This is a genomic window from Rhizobium sp. NLR22b (assembly GCF_019685295.1).
GTDB lineage: Bacteria > Pseudomonadota > Alphaproteobacteria > Rhizobiales > Rhizobiaceae > Rhizobium.
In genome coordinates this window covers 29,411-46,063 of sequence record NZ_JABDWM010000003.1, presented here as the reverse complement: position 1 = coordinate 46,063, position 16,653 = coordinate 29,411, and the positions used below count along the sequence as shown (strand labels likewise).

Below are 16,653 nucleotides of genomic sequence, written 5' to 3'. Positions count from 1 at the left end.
ATTGGCTTCGGTTGGAATAAAACCGCGTGCCGGTCGGTCTAGACGGCAAGGGACCGCACTCCATGCCTGAGGATCTCGCTTTTAAATTCGGCTACTATTGAGGCAGGGGAGGATGATGACAGACGCTCAGATCACCAATCCCATCGGATCAAACGAGTGGTTGCCGTTGGCGTGGCGACATTGGAAGGACCGTCTTCGACCATCGCCGCTGGCCTTGCTTCTCGACAGCGCAGCGCGGTTGTTCCACCCTATGGTCTCGGAAAAGTCGAGCGGCGAGCAGGTTGCTTCGGCGGCCGATGTGAGCGCGCAGCGTGAACTCATGCAGCGCTTTCAGAACTTGATCGTTCCGCACCTTGACGCTGCCTATAATTTTGCCCGCTTCCTCAGCCGCGACGCGGATGCGGCGCAAGATATCGTCCAGGATGCATTCCTGCGTGCCTTCCGCAACTTCGATAGCTATCGCGGTGGCGATCCGCGCGCCTGGCTCTTTGCCATCGTGAGAAACTGTTGCCATGCCTGGCGCCAGCAGGATCGCCGCAAGGCGCGGTTCGAGCGGCATCTGAGTGATGGCGACGACGATGAAACAGGTGAGAACGAGATCGCCTCGGAGGAGGATTCGCCAGAGGCGGCGACGATCCGGCGAAGTGAACAGCAGCGCGTGCGCGCTGTCATTAGTCGGCTCCCCGAGGCAATGCGGGAAATCCTCGTCTTGCGGGAGCTTGAGGATCTCTCCTACCGGCAGATCGCCGAAATCATCGACGCGCCGATCGGCACTGTCATGTCGAGGCTTGCAAGGGCGCGGCATGAATTTGGTGAAGCCTGGCACGCATGCGACAAAGGCGAGATTGCAGGATGAGCGACACGCACCAAAAAGGCTGCCCGGAATGGCGTGTCATGCTGCATGGCTTTGTCGATGGCGAACTCGATTCAGACCACGCGGCACAATTCGAGGATCATCTTGCTGCCTGTACGGATTGCAGAGCGGAGGTGGAAAGGGTTCAGGCCGTGAGAGAGATCATCGATCAAGATGGCGTCAAATGGCGGCCGCCCAAAGCGCTGCGTTCACATGTCCTGTCGATGCTGTCGTTTGAACAGGCGACAACATCCGGCCTGCCGTTGCCACGCCGGGTGGCCGGATGGCGCCGCGCCCTGGTTTTCTTCCGGCAATGGAGCTTCGTTCCTTCACTCGCGGCATTGGCGGTCGGCGCCTTCCTGTTCGTTAACGCACCGTCTCAGACCGCGCTTCTGCAGGAACAGATCCTTTCAAGCCATATCAGGTCGATGATGGCAGACCATCTGACCGACGTGCTGACCTCGGATCAGCATACGGTAAAACCGTGGTTCAACGGCAAGCTCGATTTTTCACCGCCGGTCAGCGACCTATCCAAGGACGGCTTTCCACTGATCGGCGGGCGGGTCGACTATCTCGGTGGTCGCGCCGTTGCGGCCCTCGTCTATCGGCGCCACGGCCATGTCATCAACCTGTTCGTTTGGCCCGCAGGATCGGCCGCAGAGACGACAGCCGTGCATGACGGCTACAATATGGAGCAATGGTCGGATGGCGGGCTCGTTTTCTCAGCGATTTCAGATGTCGCCGCCGGCGATCTGGCCGAGTTCGAGGCGCTCTTCAGGAAGGCGGCAAGGGGTTAAAGCAGGCTTGCGCCGACATTGATCGCCAGCGCCAGGATCGTCGTGTTGAACAGGAACGACAGCACGGCATGCAGCAATGTTAGCTTGCGCATGCTGGTCGAACTGACCCCGACATCCGCGGTCTGCGCGGCAACGCCGATGGTGAAGGAGAAATAGAGGAAGTCCCAATAGCCGGGCTCTTCGATTCCGTCGGGAAATTTGAGGCCGCTCTCTTCGTCCGCCCCGCCATAAAAGTAATGGGCATAGTGGATGGTGAAAAGCGTATGCAGAAAAATCCAGGAGATCAGGATCGTCAGCACCGCGGCACCCGCCCGCGTCAGCGCGACGTCAGGTGGCGCCTCCTTGATCGAATGAAGCTCGGTGCCGATGCCGGCGATGCTCGCAAGCGCAGCGCCGATCGAAAGGGACAGCAAAACGGTATCCGAAAAATCGAGATCGGCGGAGCGTTTCCGGATCGTTTCGACCGTCGCCCGCAGCATCTTGCGCCAGCTGAGCGCGACAAAAACAATGGCGCTGATATTCCAGCCGAACAGGATATTGCCGGCGCTGACCTCCCGCGAGGTGACAGCCAAGAAGACCACCAGTCCAGCAACAGCGGCGATGATGAAGCTTGCGTGCTTGCGGGCAAGTGCAAGTGCCACAGGCGAACTTTCCGGTTCCTCCTCCGCCATATCGGTCTCCGACAGCATATGTCATTGATAAGAGCATGAAAAAGGCGCGGTTGCCAGCCGGCATCCGCGCCTTCGATCCTTGAGGTGCTCTATCACGCGGCGGCGAGCTGCAGTTCCTTCTGCACCATGGTGCGCAGCGTCGTCAGGTCTTTGGCGAAGGCGCGGATGCCTTCGGCGAGCTTTTCCGTCGCCATCGCGTCCTCGTTCATCATCCAGCGGAAGGTCTTTTCGTCGACCGAGACCTTGGCATCGGGTTTGCGGCTTTCCGGCGAGAGCTTGCGCTCCAGTTTGCCGTCATCCTTGGAAAGTTCGTCGAGCAGCGCCGGGCTGATGGTCAGCCGGTCGCAGCCGGCAAGGGCTTCGATCTCGCCGGCGTTGCGGAAGGAGGCACCCATGACGATCGTCTTGATATCGTTCGCCTTGTAGTAATTGTAGATCTCGCGAACGGAGATGACGCCCGGATCTTCCTCGGCGGTGTAGTCCTTGCCGGTCGACTTCTTGTACCAGTCGAGGATGCGGCCGACGAAGGGGGAGATCAGGAACACCTTGGCATCGGCGCAAGCAATCGCCTGGGCCTTGCTGAACAGAAGCGTCAGATTGCAGTCGATGCCTTCCTTCTGCAGCACTTCCGCGGCACGAATGCCTTCCCAGGTGGAAGCGAGCTTGATGAGGATGCGGTCCCGATCGATGCCGCGGTCCTTGTAGGCGGCGATGATCGAACGTGCCTTGGCAAGCGAAGCCTCGGTATCGAAGGAGAGATCGGCGTCGACCTCGGTCGAGACGCGGCCCGGGACGAGCTTCACCAGCGCGGCGCCGACGGATATCGCGAGGCGATCGGCGACGGCCGAGGAGACCGCTTCCGGATTGCCGCCCTGCTTCTTGCCCCAGGCGACGGCTTCCTTGATGGCGTCGGCAAACATCGGCGTACCCAATGCCTTCAGCACGATGCTCGGATTGGTCGTGCAATCCACAGGCTTCAGGCGCGCGACAGCCTCGATGTCGCCGGTATCCGCGACGACGGTGGTAATCTCGCGAAGTTGGTCAAGCTTGGATGTCATGGTCAATAATCCTTGTTGAACTTGGGCTGCGGGGCCGGCGCGTTCCGCCCGGCAAAGGTGATCTGGGGACAAACGGCCTGCATCCAGCGGTGAAGGACAGGCGCAACCGTCACGGATGATTCATAAACGTGAAGCACACTGGCCATGTTCCTGATGCAGTCGAACGGCTCCTCGAACACAAGCGGGGTCGCCTGCGGCTCGGAGACCGATCGTGACTTTCGGCATGCCCGCACTATGTCCTCCTCGAACGGGACAGGGACGACTTCGTGTCGCGAGGACTATCGCCGTTCGCGCAAGGAAAAGTCAAGGACATTTGTGCATTCCGATTGACATAAGTGTCACACCCGTCATTATCCCGGCGACAAACGCACAGGCGCAGCCTTTCGTCCCACAAGGGACTTAGGCGAAAATCCTGCGGGAGGAGACGTGGTCAAGCTCAAACGCGGCACCCATACCGCCTATTCGGAAGCGTCCTCGCTGCGGCTGAGGGCCGCATGGCTCTATTACAATGAAGGCCTGACCCAGAAAGACGTCGCCGAACAGCTCGGCATCAGCCGGACAACGGTGATCCGCCTGCTCGACGAGTCGATGAAACGCAGCGAAGTCCAGATCTGGATCAACGATTCGATCGGCGAATGCGTCGAGCTGTCCGTCAAGCTGGAGCGCGCCTATGGCCTTGACGAGGCGATCGTCGTGCCTGCGCCGGTTCATTGCGATGTCGATTCGCTGGCAAAGAATGTCGGCTTGGCGCTTGGCCAGTTCCTCTCCGAAGCCATCCCCGACGACTATACAATCGGCGTCGGCTGGGGCCGCACCATGACCGCTTCGCTGGCGAGCTTCCGGCCGCCACGCCGCGCCAATTGCAAGGTCGTTTCGCTGCTCGGCGGCATCGTTGCCGTGCACCAGACGAACCCGATCGATTACACCTGGCGGCTGGCCAATCAGCTCGGCGCCGAATGTTACATGTTCCTGGCGCCGCTTCTCGTCGATTCCATCGAAACCAAACGCAATCTGATCGACAAATGCGGGTTGGACACGATTTACCGTCTCGCCGAGAACCTCGATCTCGCGATCGTCAGCTGCGGTGATATCGGGCCGCACTCGACCTCGCTATCGGAAGGCTGGATATCGAAGGCCGAGTTGCGCGAGCTGATCAATGCCGGCTGCGTCTGCGACACCATGTTCAACTTCCTCGACAGGGACGGCAATTCGGTCGACCACTCGATCAACCAGCGCGTGATGTCCGTCGACCTCGATATGTTGAAAGAGGCCAAGCACATCGTGCTTTCCTCCGGCGGCGCCCACCGGGCCACCGCCATCCGCGCCACGATCAAGCGCATCGGCTGCAATACGCTGATCACCGATGAAGGTGCGGCGCGAGCATTGCTTGATCTGGCCGAACAGGCCTGAAGCGCGCCGTGATCTTTCAGGTCGGCTTGCCGCGCCTCATGCCGTGCTTTTTAGCAAGGCATGCTTTACGCATGCGCCGATTCCCAGCCGAGCATCGCCCGTTTGCGTGTGAGGCCCCAGTGGTAACCCGTCAACGCCCCGTTCTTGCCGAGCGCCCGGTGGCAAGGCACCACGAAGGAGATCGGATTTGCGCCCACCGCCGCGCCGACAGCGCGCTGCGCCGTCGGCCGGCCGATATCGTTGGCGATGTCGGAATAGGTGACCGCCTTGCCGAACGGTATCTTCATGAGGCTCTGCCAGACGCGCACCTGGAAGTCCGTGCCGATCAGTACGACGCGGAGCGGCTGCTCGGAAGACCATTTTCCGGGTTGGAAGATGCGGGCGGCATAGGGCATCGTCGCCTGCAGGTCTTCGATGTATTCGGCATTCGGCCAGCGGCCGGTCATGTCCTCGAGGCAAGCCCTTTCACCGCCGGAATCGCTGAAGGCAAGGCCGGCAAGACCGCGATCGGTCACCATGATCAGCGCCACGCCGAAGGGGCAGATGTGGAAGCCGTAGCGGATGGAGAGGCCGCCGCCTTTTGCCTTCCATTCGCCAGGTGACATCGCCTCATGGGTCACGAAAAGGTCGTGCAGGCGGCTTGGCCCGGAGAGGCCGACTTCGATCGACGTCTCGAGCAACGGCATGTCTTCCTTGCGCAGCAGCCGCTTGGCGTGGTCGAGCGTCACCGCCTGCAGGAAACCTTTCGGCGAGAGGCCAGCCCAGCGGGTGAAGGTCTTCTGCAATTGCGTCGGCGACTGGTTGAGCCTAGCGGCGATCGCCTCCAGCGACGGCTGATCGCGATAATCCTCGGTGATGAGTTCGATGACCCGACGGACGATATCATAATCAGGGCCGTCAGGCGTGATGTCGGTCTGCAGGTTCGCAATCATATCCATAGTCTTTCTCCTTGTAACAAGGAGATAATCAATAGGCGGAGCGTAAACCACCCGATTCTTGCGCGCTCGCCTATAGGCTCAGATACGCTGTTTGACCGTGGCGAGCGCGCCTTTGAAGGCCTTGGCGAAACTTTCGCGGTCGTCAGGATTGAGGAAGGAGCCGATATCCGTGCGCCGGCCCTCGCCGAAAATATGCATGGAGAGGATGCCGATCTCCTGGTGCCTTCGGACGAGGAACCGCGCCCAGAACGGGTTGAAATGATGCTCCACGATCCGCCCCGATGGGGCAACCTTGCGCACCGATACGTCCGTGCGCGACACGGTGACTTGTTCGCGCACCCGTCCGGAGCGGTAATTCAGCCAGAAGGCGCCGTAAAGAAGCGCGAAATCCAATCCGAAGAAGAAGCCGATCGGCCAGGCGCCGCTGGCGATGAAGAACATCCCGTAGAGGAAGCATACGGCGCCGGACAGAATGAGCAGCACCTTGAAGCCCCGGCGGCCGAGCGACCGGTGGGGGAAGAGCTCGGCGGCGAAAACAGGCTGCTCGTTGGAGCTGTTGGCGTTGCTTTCCATCATGACCGCTGAGTATAGAGTTTCTATGGCGAATCCGAAACTCAAATCCCTGCCGCAAGGCACGAACATGATCACCCGCCGCAATCCGGCGGCGGCGGTCAAAACCGCCTATTCGCCGGCTGAACGCGAGGAAATCTTCCGTCGCTTTTCGGTGCAGCGGCCCGAGCCGCGGGGCGAGCTGGAGCACACCAACCCTTTCACCCTTGTCGTGGCGGTGGCTCTCTCCGCCCAGGCCACCGATGCCGGTGTCAACAAGGCGACGCGGGCGCTCTTCAAGGTGGCCGATACGCCGCAGAAAATGCTCGATCTCGGCGAGGACAAGCTTCGCAATTACATCAAGACGATCGGCCTTTACCGCAACAAGGCGAAAAACGTCATCGCGCTCTCGCAAATGCTGGTCGACGACTTCGCCGGCAAGGTGCCGGAAACGCGTGAGGAACTGGTTCGCCTGCCTGGCGTCGGCCGCAAAACTGCCAATGTCGTGCTGTCCATGGCCTTTGGCCAGTCCACCATGGCCGTCGACACGCACATCTTCCGGATCGCCAATCGCATCAGGCTTGCTCCCGGCAAGACACCGGATGAAGTCGAAGCGCGATTGATGAAAGTGGTGCCGAAACACTACCTCTATCACGCCCATCACTGGCTGATCCTCCACGGGCGTTACACCTGCAAGGCACGCCGACCCGAATGCGAGTGCTGCGTCATCGCCGACATTTGCAAATCGTCGGAGAAGAGCTCGGACGTGCCGGCCCCACTCGTCGAGCTACCGCCGCAGGTGATTGGCGAGGCCGTCGAGTAAAGCAGCGATTGCCTGCTCGTAACTCCGCCGTTCGGCACCCGCTTCGATCGCCAGCGCAGCGCGGTCGAAGGCCGCCGATAGCAGCAATGCCAGAGGCTCGAGCGCAGCGCCGGCTCTCGGAAACATGGCTGCAAGTCCTGCCCGCAAGGTCGTTTCGGCATTGTCAGCATCGATCGCCTGAGTCGCCGCCAGACCAAGAACGGCGGGCGCTTCGATCAGCAGCAGCCGCGTGCGGCCCTCTGCCATCATCGCATTGAAATAGGCCGCAGCGCCCGCAGTCAGCGCGTCGCGCGGCGTATCATCGGGTGTCGAAGATGCCGCGATCGCTTCGGCAACTGCGCGCGCCTCGGCTTCGACGACCGCGCGAAACAGCGCCTTCTTATCCTCGAAATGATGATAGAGCGCTCCGCGCGTCATACCCGCCGCCGCTGCGATCTCCGGCGTCGCCGTTTCGGCATACCCCTTTTCGACGAAGAGGCGTCGTCCGGCATCGATCAGCGCCTTTTTTGTCTGTTCCGTTCTTTGGCGATTGCTGCGGCTCATTTCTCCCATTTACATACAAACAGCCTGTATGTTAAGAACAAAAAACATACAGGCTGTATGCATCCAAGGAGGAAAGGGATGAAATCGACGAGCTATTACCCTGTCATCATGACCGACGACGTCGCCGGTTCCGCCCGCTTCTATTGCGCGCATTTCGGCTTCAGGGCAGTGTTCGAGAGCAACTGGTACGTACATCTGCAGTCGGAAGAGGAGAAGCATGTCGCTCTCGCCGTTCTCGATGGCAACCACGAAACCATTCCGGCTGCGGCTCGGGGCAAAGTGTCCGGACTGCTCCTCAATTTCGAGGTTGCCGATGTCGATGCGGTCTACGCTGCTTGCCGTAGCGCAAACCTTCCGATCCTGCAGGAGATCCGCGACGAGGATTTCGGCCAGCGGCATTTTATCACCGCCGATCCGAACGGCGTGCTGATCGACATCATCAAGCCGATCCCGCCGAGCGCCGAATTCGCGGCAATGTACGAGACATCTGAATTACCTGGCTGAGCCTCAGGCGCGGAAACCGGCGTCCTTTGCGGAAATCAGCTTGTGCAGATGCACCATCATACCCGCCGCGAAGAGGGGCGTCAGCAGGTTGACCACCGGGATCGCCAGAAAGAGGGCGATCACCAGCCCGCCGAGAAAGACCGTCGGCGCATGTTTGGTGCGGAAGAGCCGTGCCTCATGAGGCGGACGGAAGCGCATGGCGGCGAATTCGAAGAATTCCCGTCCGAGCAGGTAGCCGTTCACCAGAAAGAACGCGACCAGATTGACGCCGGGAACGAACAGTAGCAACAACGCCACGATATTGCCAAGGATCACAACCCCGAGAAATTTGATCGAGCTCGCCATCGCCGGGCCGAGCGGCATTGCGGCACCCGGCGCGTCGCCGGGATAGTCACGTTTTTCGATAACGTCGGCGACATCGTCGAGGAAAAGGCCTGCGATCAGCGCCGTCACAGGCGAAAGCAGCAGCGCCAGCACGAGCGCAAGGCCGATCCCGGCGAAGATCGCGAAAACCAGCGCGAACCACCCCGCCCAGTCCGGCATCTCGGGAAAGAAGCTGGTGAGCCAGGGAAAGAGAAAGGCCATGAAGGCCCCGCGTAGCGCGAACCAGAGGCCGACGAGGACGAGAAGCGTCAGGCCGAGCACTTTCCAGAAGACCGAGCGTGTCTCCGGCGCGAACAGATTGGCGAGCGAAAGGCGTGCGGCATCAAGAATCATTTCTTCAGCGTCTCCGGTTACGCAGAAGATGTAGGAAAGGCGAATGCTACCGACAAGAGAGAATAAAATTGCATGCTTTAATAGAAACTTGTCGCAATATTAGAACGAATATAATATTATCGGACGCAGAAATACGAGCCTGAGAAGCAGCTTCCGAAAATAGTTGCAAAGACAAAGGGTCGCGTTAGCGCATCCACGGAACGCCTCTGAGGAAATACGGGGAGGCTGATGTGGAAGACTTTGTGCACAAACTCAGGCAATACGTAAAAAGCGGCACACCGGCCGAGCGTCGCATCGCGAAATATTTCTCCGAGCACCTCAACGACCTGCCGTTTGAGACGGCAGCATCTGTCGCCGACAGGCTGGACCTCTCGCCGATGACCGTTGGGCGCTTCCTGCGCGCGCTCGGCTACCAGGGTTTGGACAGCGTCAAAGTGGAAATTCGCGAGACCGTGACGACATCGCCGGCGCAATTGCAGAGCGCCATGAGCGAGCTGCATGCGGACGCCGCGGAGGGCAAGCCGCTTGCCGTGCTGGTTGCCGAGCAGATCCAGGCCCTGCATCACATCTATCATCTGACGGCGCAGCCGCTTTGGGCCGAAGCCGTCCGCCTGATCAGCACGGCCCGCGAAGTATCGATCGCCACCCATGCGCGGCTCGCAAGCCTTGCCAATCACTTCTGCCAGCGGCTGACGCAGGCCCGCGATGGCGTCCGCACGCTCGATGCCACCGACAACCGTTTTGCCGAACTCTTCGCCCGGCAGGCCGTGGACGACGCTTTGCTCGTCATCATCGATTGCCGCCGTTTCGCCAAGGCGCGGCTGCTTGCCAGAACCGCGCGGCGCTACGGCTACAAGGTCGTGCTAATTTCGCCGCAGCAAGCAGACTGGATGGCGGATCAGTCAAACGTCATGCTGTCCTTGCCGCCGGCACGCGCCCCTGATCTCGACAATCTTCCGCCGCTGATTGCGCTGCTCGATTGCCTGTCCGAATCCGTCATTCTCGAAGTCGGAGAGGAGGCAGCCCTCCGCCGCCGCCGCATGCTGGAATTTGCGACCGTCCTCGGTGAAACCGCGAACCACTAGATGTGAGCTTTCAGAACATCGCTTCCAGTTCGGCGCGGTGCCGGTGCATGGCCAGAAGACGGCGATAGTCGCGGTCGTAAAGCGCCTGTTTTGCCTTGTCTGGAAGCCGTTCGTCGCCACCCGGATACATCGCTTCGCCGGCTGCCGCCAAATTCTCGTGCAGGCCGCAGGCGACGGATGCCGCAATCGCCGTGCCGAGCAGCACCGCCTCGTTCATCTTCGGCACCACGACCTTGCAGCCGGTGGCGTCGCTATAAAGCTCCATCAGCACCGGGTTCTTCACGTGTCCGCCCGCGATATGCAGCGTATCGGGCACCTGGCCATATTCCTTCATCGTCTCCAGGATATGGCGGATCCCGAGAGCGATCGCGACTGCAGACCGCCAGTAGAGCGCGCAGAGCCCGTCGAAGGAGGTGTCGAGCGTCAGCCCGCTGATCACACCGACGGCATGCGGATCGGCAAGCGGCGAGCGATTGCCGTGAAAGTCTGGCAGCACAAAAATGCGCTCGCCGAAAGCGTTGCCCTCCTCTGCCCGCAATTCGGCGATGCGCGCGACGATCTTCTGGTGCAGCGCCGCCGTCGGCTCGCCGCCGGCCGCATGCATGCGCACGATATGGTCGAGCAGCGCACCGGTCGCAGATTGCCCCGCCTCCACCAGCCAGGACTGCGGGAAGACAACCTCATAATAAGGCCCCCACATGCCGTGGCTCGGCTTACACTCCTGCGAGAAGGCGACGATGCAGCTCGACGTGCCGGCGATCAGTGCCAGCTTAAGCTCACGTGTTACAGGATCGGCGGCATAACCGCCGAGCGCCCCGAGCGCGCCGGCATAGGCGTCGATCATTCCCGCCGAGACATGGCACTCCGTGGTCAGCCCCAGCGCCTCGGCCGCATCAGCCGTCAGCCGGCCTATACTGCCGCCGACCGGCACAGTCTCATCCGGTAGCCCGCCGCGGGCCTGAAGATCGTCGAGCCCGATCCGCTGCAGAAAATCCTGCTGCCATCCCTTTTCGAGATGGGCGAGATAGTTCCATTTTGCCGTCAGCGTGCAGCGAGAACGGGCAGTCGATCCCGTCGATTTCCAGGTCATGAAATCGGCAAGATCGAAGAAATAGCCCGTCTTTTCCCATGTCGCCGGCAGCTTCTTCTTCAACCACATCAGCTTCGGCATTTCCATTTCCGGCGACATGACGTGCCCGGAATGTTCGAGCACCCTGTGCTCCGTCGCCGTGCAGAAGTCGGCTTCCTTCAGCGCCCGATGATCGAGCCACACGATGGTGTCGAAACGCTGCTCGCCGCTGGTGGATACACTGATCTGCCGGCCTTCGACATCGCGGACGACGAGCGAACAAGTCGCGTCGAAGCCGATTGCTCCGACCGAGGCGGCGGCGATACCGGATTGGTCCATCGCCCTGCGCACCGCGGTGCAGGCGGCCGACCAGATATCTTCGGAATCGTGCTCGGCGTGGTTTTCACGCGGCCGGTTCATGACGATGGGATGTTCCGCCTTGGCCAGCAGACGGCCGCTGGCATCGAAGACGCCGGCGCGCGCGCTGCCGGTGCCGACATCCACCGCAACCACATGATCACGCATCAAATCTCGGTCCCGTCCAGCTTATGGTTGCGGACAAGGTGTATCAAATCCGGCATGGCGTCAAACACCACATCAGGCGAAAGCCGGTCGAGTTCGGCCCGGTATCCGGCGAAATTCGCATGCGATCCGCCGGTGAAGGCAAAGACCGTCATGCCCGCCGCCTTGGCGGCGGCAATTCCGGCCGGACTGTCCTCGATGACAAGGCAGGATCCCGGCTCGACATGCATCTGTCGCGCCGCGTGGAGGAAGAGATCGGGCGCCGGTTTGCCGCGCTTGACCATCGTCGCGCTGAAAATGTCGGGGAGCCTGTCGAGAAGTCCGGTGACGGACAGCGACAGCCGGATTCGCTCCATCTGGCTTGATGAAGCGACACAGCAGGGAATGCCGAGCCCGTCGATCGTCGCCGCGATGCCGTCCATCGGCTTCAGCTCGGTGCGGAACCGCGCGTAGAGATCGGTGCGGATGCGCTCGAGGAATTCTTCGCCGGCGTGAATATTGAACTCGGTTTCAAGCGTATCGATGAGGGTTGCCAGGCTGCGACCGAGAAAACGCTCATAGGCCTGGTCTTCGGTGATCGAAACGCCGAGATCGCTCATCGCCCGGACGAGTACGCTGATCGAGATCGGCTCGCTGTCGACGAGCACCCCGTCGCAATCGAAAATGACCAGCCGTGGTTCAGCATCAGCCATGAAAGACCCAACCTGACTTCAATTCAGACGCGTGATCGTGCCGCTTCGCCCGCAAAGCGGGATGGATGGCGCCAGCCGATGCCGCCATCCGCATTCCCTTACATTGCGAGCTTGTCGTCGAGATAGAGCTGCAGCGTTTCCCGCGTACCCTTTTCCCACAAGGTTTTAAGAGCATGAGCGAACCGTCTTCGGAAAAGGTCCGATTTCGCCACCTCGCCGAAAATATCATCAAAGGCAAGGAAGGCCGACGGATCGTCCTTTGCCTTCAGGGCCGCCGCGTGCAGGCGCTCGGCGCTGGCGTCGTTGAAGACGATATCCTTGCCGCTGTCGGTCTTGCCGGCGAAATAACGGCACCAGAGCGCCGAGACCAGCGCCAGGCCGATGACGTCCCTGCTCTGGCGCAGATTGTCGAGCGTCGACGGCAGGATGAACTTCGGCTGGCGGTTCGAGCCGTCCTGCGCCAGACGCGGGATGGTGTCCGCGATCTTCGGATTGAGAAGCCGATGCTCGATGAGAGCAAAATAATCCGTCAGCGAGGTATTCGGCACCGGCGGTACGATCGGAATGATCTCGTCCTTCTCAAGCTTGGCCAGGAAAGCCCGGATCAGCGGATCTTCCATCGCATCATGCACGAAATAAATGTCCATCAGCGCCGCTGGATAGGCGATCGCGGCATGTCCGCCATTCAGGATGCGGATCTTCATATGCTCGTAAGGCGTGACATCGGGAACGAAGGTGACGCCAACCTTTTCCAGGGCCGGGCGGCCAGCCGTGAACTTGTCTTCGAGCACCCACTGCTTGAATTCTTCGCAATAAACCGGCCAGTTATCCTCGATGCCGAAATTGTCCCTGAGGAAATCGATCTCCCGCTGGCCGGTCGCCGGCGTAATGCGATCGACCATCGCGTTTGGGAAGGCGACGTTAGCCCTGATCCAGTCGGCAAGGGCGGCATCCGAAAGGGCGGCTGTGCCGATCACGGCATTGGCGGTGACGACGCCGTTATGAGGAATGTTGTCGCAGGACATCACGGTGAAGGGCCCGATGCCCTTGTCCTTGCGCGCCTTCAGGCCGGCAACGATCAGACCGAAGACCGTCTTCGGAGCACCGGGATTTTGTCCGTCGGCGGCGATAGCAGGATGGGCCGGATTGAACGTGCCTGACGCATCGATGAAATAACCGCCCTCGGTGATCGTCAGCGAGACGATGCGGATCTCAGGATCGGCAAGCCTGGCGATGATGGCGGCGGGATCGCCCACCGGCAGAATATCGATCATCGGGGCGGTCACTCGCGCCGCCGTTTTGTTGTTGTCCTGCTCCACCACCGTCGTCAGGAAATCCTGCGCCGCAAGCTTCTCGCGCATGGCGGCATCCGATGGCAGAACGCCGGCACCGACAATTGCCCAGTCGTGATCGACGCCGTGGTTGAAGAGATCGTCGAGATAGATCGCCTGATGGGCGCGGTGGAAATTGCCGACGCCGAAGTGCATGATGCCGGCATTCAGCGACGCCCTCTCATAGGAAGGGATGGCGGCAGTGCGCGCCGCGTCCGAAAGCGTTGCCAGCGATAGTTTGCACGTCATGTTTCAGTCCTCTTGAAGGTCTTGCCGAGACGGCCGGGCGCCATCGCCCGGCTCGCATGCCTGCCCCCACCCGGCCGCCTGCTCAGATGGCAAGGCCGCCCTCGTTGAATTTATGAATGCGCGAACGATCCGGCGTCAGATAGACCATATCGCCCGCCTTGGCGGCGAAATCGCCGCTGCCGCGCGCCGTCACCATGCCGATCCCCTCGACATCGATATGCAGGAACGTATCGGAGCCGAGATGCTCGGCGACCACGACCCTGCCCTTCCAGTCGCCGCTCTCCATCGACAGCAGCATGTGTTCGGGGCGGATGCCGATCGTATGCGCGCCAAGCACGGCAGCATTCTGACCCTTGATGAAATTCATCTTCGGCGAACCGATGAAGCCGGCGACGAAAAGGTTGCGCGGGCGGCTGTACAGTTCGAGCGGCGAGCCGACCTGCTCGATATTGCCCCTATTGAGCACGACGATTTTGTCGGCCATGGTCATGGCCTCGACCTGGTCATGGGTGACATAGATCATCGTCGTCTTCAGCTGCTGATGCAGTTCGCTGATTTCGAGGCGCATGTTGACGCGCAGAGCGGCGTCAAGGTTCGACAGCGGCTCGTCGAACAGGAAGGCCGAAGGCTGGCGCACGATGGCGCGGCCGATCGCGACGCGCTGGCGCTGACCGCCGGAAAGCTGGCGCGGCTTTCGCTCCAGATAGTCCGTGAGATTGAGCACCCGCGCGGCATCCGTCACCTTGCGGTCGATCTCCGCCTTGTCGACGCCTGCCATCTTCAGCGGGAAGGCGATGTTGTTGCGCACGCTCATATGCGGATAGAGCGCATAGGATTGGAACACCATGGCAAGGCCACGCTCGGACGGCGCTTTTTCGGTGGCGTCCTTGCCGTCGATGACGATCTTGCCTCCGGAGACGTCCTCGAGGCCGGCGATCAGCCTGAGCAGGGTGGACTTGCCGCAGCCGGACGGACCGACGAAGACGACGAATTCGCCGTCGTTGATATCGAGATCGATCGAAGGGATGACCTTGGCTTCGCCGAAGACCTTGGAAACCTTCTGAAGGGTAATGCTGCCCATGTTTGTCTCCCTTTTCTTATTTCACTGCGCCGAAGGTCAGGCCGCGGACGAGTTGCTTCTGGCTGAACCAGCCGAGGATCAGGATCGGCGCGATCGCCATAGTCGAGGCCGCCGAAAGCTTGGCGTAGAACAGGCCTTCCGGGCTGGAATAGGAGGCGATGAAGGCCGTCAAGGGCGCTGCCTTTGAGGCGGTGAGGTTGAGCGTCCAGAACGCCTCGTTCCAGGCAAGGATGATGTTCAGAAGCAGCGTCGAGGCAATGCCGGGCACCGCCATCGGCGTCAGCACGTAGACGATCTCCTTCATCAGCGACGCTCCGTCCATGCGGGCTGCTTCCAGGATCTCGCCGGGGATTTCCTTGAAGTAGGTGTAGAGCATCCAGACGATGATTGGCAGGTTGATCAGCGTCAGCACGATCACCAGCCCGGTGCGCGTGTCGAGCAGACCAGAATTGCGGAACATCAGATAGATGGGGATGAGCGCGCCGACGGGCGGCATCATCTTGGTCGAGAGCATCCACATCAGCACGTCCTTGGTCCGCTTGGTGGGCGCGAAAGCCATCGCCCAGGCGGCCGGAATGGCGATGACCAGCCCGATCAGCGTCGAGCCGAAGGAAATGACCACCGAGTTCATGAAGTGGCTGAGATAGTTCGACCGGCTCTGCACTTCCGCATAGTTTTCCGTCGTCCAGTGGAAGAACAGGAACTGCGGCGGCGAGGCAATGGCATCGGCTTCCGATTTGAAGCTGGTCAGGAACGTCCAGAGGATTGGAAAGAAGATCAGGATGCCGAGCGTCCAGGCAATCGCGGTCATGATGACCTTGCGCTGAGTTGTGACTTTTCTGGCCATCTCAAGCCTCCAGATTCTTGCCGACGAGGCGGACGAGGAAGATCGCGACGATGTTGGCAAGCACGACCGCGACAATGCCGCCTGCCGAAGCGCCGCCGATATCGAACTGCAGGAGTGCCTGCGCATAGACGAGATAGGTGAGATTGGTGCTGTCGGTGCCCGGCCCGCCATTGGTGGTGACGAGGATTTCGGCGAAGACCGAAAGCAGGAAGATCGTCTGGATCAGGATCACCACGGTGATGGCGCGCGCCATGTGCGGCAGGATGATATAGATGAATTTCGAGATTGCTCCGGCGCCGTCCATTTCGGCGGCCTCCTTCTGCTCTTCGTCGAGCGACTGCAGCGCCGTCAACAGAATGAGGGTGGCAAAGGGCAGCCACTGCCAGGCGACGATGAGGATGACGGACAACAGAGGCGCATTCGCCAGCCAGTCGATCGGCTGCAGGCCGAGCGCCTTCGCCAGATGCGCAAACAGACCGTTGACCGGGTTCATGAACATGTTCTTCCAGACGAGTGCCGCCACTGTCGGCATAACGAAGAACGGCGCGATGACGAGGATGCGCACGATGCCCTGGCCGTACATCGGCTGGTCGAGCAACAGCGCAAAGGCAATTCCGCCGACGACGGTAACGACGAGAACGCCGGCGACAAGCAGCAGCGTATTGATCAGCGCGGCGATGAAGGCCGGATCGGACAGGAAATATTCGTAGTTCAGCAGGCCGACAAAGCTCTCCATGCCGGGGCTGAGCAGATTGTAGTTCAGCAGCGAGAAGTAGATCGTCATCGCGAGCGGAACGATCATCCACGCAAAGAGGAACAGCACGGAGGGCGCAATCATCAGGCGCGCCGCGGAGCGAGTATGTGTTGTTGCCATGGCAATCACCGATCTGATCTGAAGCAGGGAGCGGCCGCAA

18 protein-coding genes are annotated in these 16,653 nt (G+C 60.8%); 6 read left to right on the top strand and 12 right to left on the bottom strand.

Features of this window, described 5'->3' with window-relative positions; genetic code table 11:
• Positions 1-112: 112 nt before the first annotated feature.
• Both HJC00_RS06375 and HJC00_RS06370 read left to right on the top strand, forming a co-directional pair.
• Complete coding sequence (locus HJC00_RS06375; RefSeq protein WP_221124197.1) at positions 113-856, top strand: sigma-70 family RNA polymerase sigma factor; 744 nt, start codon at positions 113-115, stop codon at positions 854-856.
• A complete protein-coding gene (locus HJC00_RS06370; protein ID WP_221163778.1) occupies positions 853-1,650 on the top strand; it encodes an anti-sigma factor in 798 nt (265 codons plus the stop codon). The genes HJC00_RS06375 and HJC00_RS06370 overlap by 4 nt, the downstream gene beginning before the upstream one ends.
• On the opposite strand, the gene HJC00_RS06365 is transcribed toward HJC00_RS06370, so the two are convergent.
• Positions 1,647-2,321 carry a DUF1345 domain-containing protein gene (locus tag HJC00_RS06365; protein WP_221163777.1) on the bottom strand — a complete coding sequence of 225 codons (675 nt, stop codon included), beginning with the start codon at positions 2,319-2,321 and terminating at the stop codon, positions 1,647-1,649. The genes HJC00_RS06370 and HJC00_RS06365 overlap by 4 nt on opposite strands.
• A gap of 92 nt (positions 2,322-2,413) precedes the next feature.
• Positions 2,414-3,379 (bottom strand): transaldolase, encoded by a 966-nt coding sequence (gene tal, locus HJC00_RS06360; RefSeq protein WP_210629759.1) that lies wholly within the window; start codon positions 3,377-3,379, stop codon positions 2,414-2,416.
• A 426-nt stretch (positions 3,380-3,805) separates the two neighbouring features.
• Between tal and HJC00_RS06355 the strand changes: the two genes are divergently transcribed.
• Positions 3,806-4,789 carry a sugar-binding transcriptional regulator gene (locus HJC00_RS06355; RefSeq protein WP_210629758.1) on the top strand — a complete coding sequence of 328 codons (984 nt, stop codon included), beginning with the start codon at positions 3,806-3,808 and terminating at the stop codon, positions 4,787-4,789.
• Positions 4,790-4,854: 65 nt separating this feature from the next.
• On the opposite strand, the gene HJC00_RS06350 is transcribed toward HJC00_RS06355, so the two are convergent.
• Positions 4,855-5,727: a bifunctional helix-turn-helix domain-containing protein/methylated-DNA--[protein]-cysteine S-methyltransferase gene (locus HJC00_RS06350; protein WP_210629757.1), complete on the bottom strand. Its 873-nt coding sequence runs from the start codon at positions 5,725-5,727 to the stop codon at positions 4,855-4,857.
• A 78-nt stretch (positions 5,728-5,805) separates the two neighbouring features.
• Positions 5,806-6,303 carry a DUF2244 domain-containing protein gene (locus tag HJC00_RS06345; RefSeq protein WP_210629756.1) on the bottom strand — a complete coding sequence of 166 codons (498 nt, stop codon included), beginning with the start codon at positions 6,301-6,303 and terminating at the stop codon, positions 5,806-5,808.
• Here HJC00_RS06345 and nth point away from each other — a divergent pair.
• Positions 6,302-7,099 (top strand): endonuclease III, encoded by a 798-nt coding sequence (gene nth, locus HJC00_RS06340; protein ID WP_221163776.1) that lies wholly within the window; start codon positions 6,302-6,304, stop codon positions 7,097-7,099. The genes HJC00_RS06345 and nth overlap by 2 nt on opposite strands.
• On the opposite strand, the gene HJC00_RS06335 is transcribed toward nth, so the two are convergent.
• The gene (locus HJC00_RS06335; RefSeq protein ID WP_210629754.1) at positions 7,064-7,642 is read right to left on the bottom strand and encodes a TetR family transcriptional regulator; all 579 of its coding nucleotides are present in this window, start codon (positions 7,640-7,642) and stop codon (positions 7,064-7,066) included. The genes nth and HJC00_RS06335 overlap by 36 nt on opposite strands.
• A gap of 78 nt (positions 7,643-7,720) precedes the next feature.
• Between HJC00_RS06335 and HJC00_RS06330 the strand changes: the two genes are divergently transcribed.
• Positions 7,721-8,146, top strand: a complete 426-nt coding sequence (locus HJC00_RS06330; RefSeq protein WP_210629753.1) for a VOC family protein — start codon at positions 7,721-7,723, stop codon at positions 8,144-8,146.
• 3 nt (positions 8,147-8,149) lie between these two features.
• Here the strand turns inward: HJC00_RS06330 and HJC00_RS06325 are convergent, their stop codons facing one another.
• Positions 8,150-8,863: a sulfate transporter family protein gene (locus HJC00_RS06325; RefSeq protein ID WP_210629752.1), complete on the bottom strand. Its 714-nt coding sequence runs from the start codon at positions 8,861-8,863 to the stop codon at positions 8,150-8,152.
• A 230-nt stretch (positions 8,864-9,093) separates the two neighbouring features.
• On the opposite strand from HJC00_RS06325, the gene HJC00_RS06320 reads away from it, so the two are divergent.
• Positions 9,094-9,948 (top strand): MurR/RpiR family transcriptional regulator, encoded by an 855-nt coding sequence (locus HJC00_RS06320; protein WP_011426888.1) that lies wholly within the window; start codon positions 9,094-9,096, stop codon positions 9,946-9,948.
• Positions 9,949-9,958: 10 nt separating this feature from the next.
• Here HJC00_RS06320 and HJC00_RS06315 read toward each other — a convergent pair whose 3' ends face one another.
• The 6 genes from HJC00_RS06315 to HJC00_RS06290 all read right to left on the bottom strand — a co-directional run bounded on the left by HJC00_RS06315 (position 9,959) and on the right by HJC00_RS06290 (position 16,613).
• Positions 9,959-11,542 (bottom strand): FGGY-family carbohydrate kinase, encoded by a 1,584-nt coding sequence (locus tag HJC00_RS06315; protein ID WP_221146346.1) that lies wholly within the window; start codon positions 11,540-11,542, stop codon positions 9,959-9,961.
• Complete coding sequence (locus HJC00_RS06310; protein ID WP_210629750.1) at positions 11,542-12,231, bottom strand: HAD family phosphatase; 690 nt, start codon at positions 12,229-12,231, stop codon at positions 11,542-11,544. The genes HJC00_RS06315 and HJC00_RS06310 overlap by 1 nt, the downstream gene beginning before the upstream one ends.
• Positions 12,232-12,329: 98 nt before the next feature.
• A complete protein-coding gene (locus HJC00_RS06305) occupies positions 12,330-13,811 on the bottom strand; it encodes a mannitol dehydrogenase family protein (RefSeq protein ID WP_210629749.1) in 1,482 nt (493 codons plus the stop codon).
• An 82-nt stretch (positions 13,812-13,893) separates the two neighbouring features.
• On the bottom strand, positions 13,894-14,892 hold the full coding sequence (locus HJC00_RS06300; protein WP_210629748.1) for an ABC transporter ATP-binding protein: 999 nt from the start codon (positions 14,890-14,892) through the stop codon (positions 13,894-13,896).
• Between the two features lie 16 nt (positions 14,893-14,908).
• Positions 14,909-15,739 carry a carbohydrate ABC transporter permease gene (locus tag HJC00_RS06295; protein ID WP_085860523.1) on the bottom strand — a complete coding sequence of 277 codons (831 nt, stop codon included), beginning with the start codon at positions 15,737-15,739 and terminating at the stop codon, positions 14,909-14,911.
• Between the two features lies 1 nt (position 15,740).
• Entirely contained in the window at positions 15,741-16,613 is an 873-nt protein-coding gene (locus tag HJC00_RS06290) for a carbohydrate ABC transporter permease (RefSeq protein WP_085780200.1), read from the bottom strand.
• Positions 16,614-16,653 lie beyond the last annotated feature (40 nt).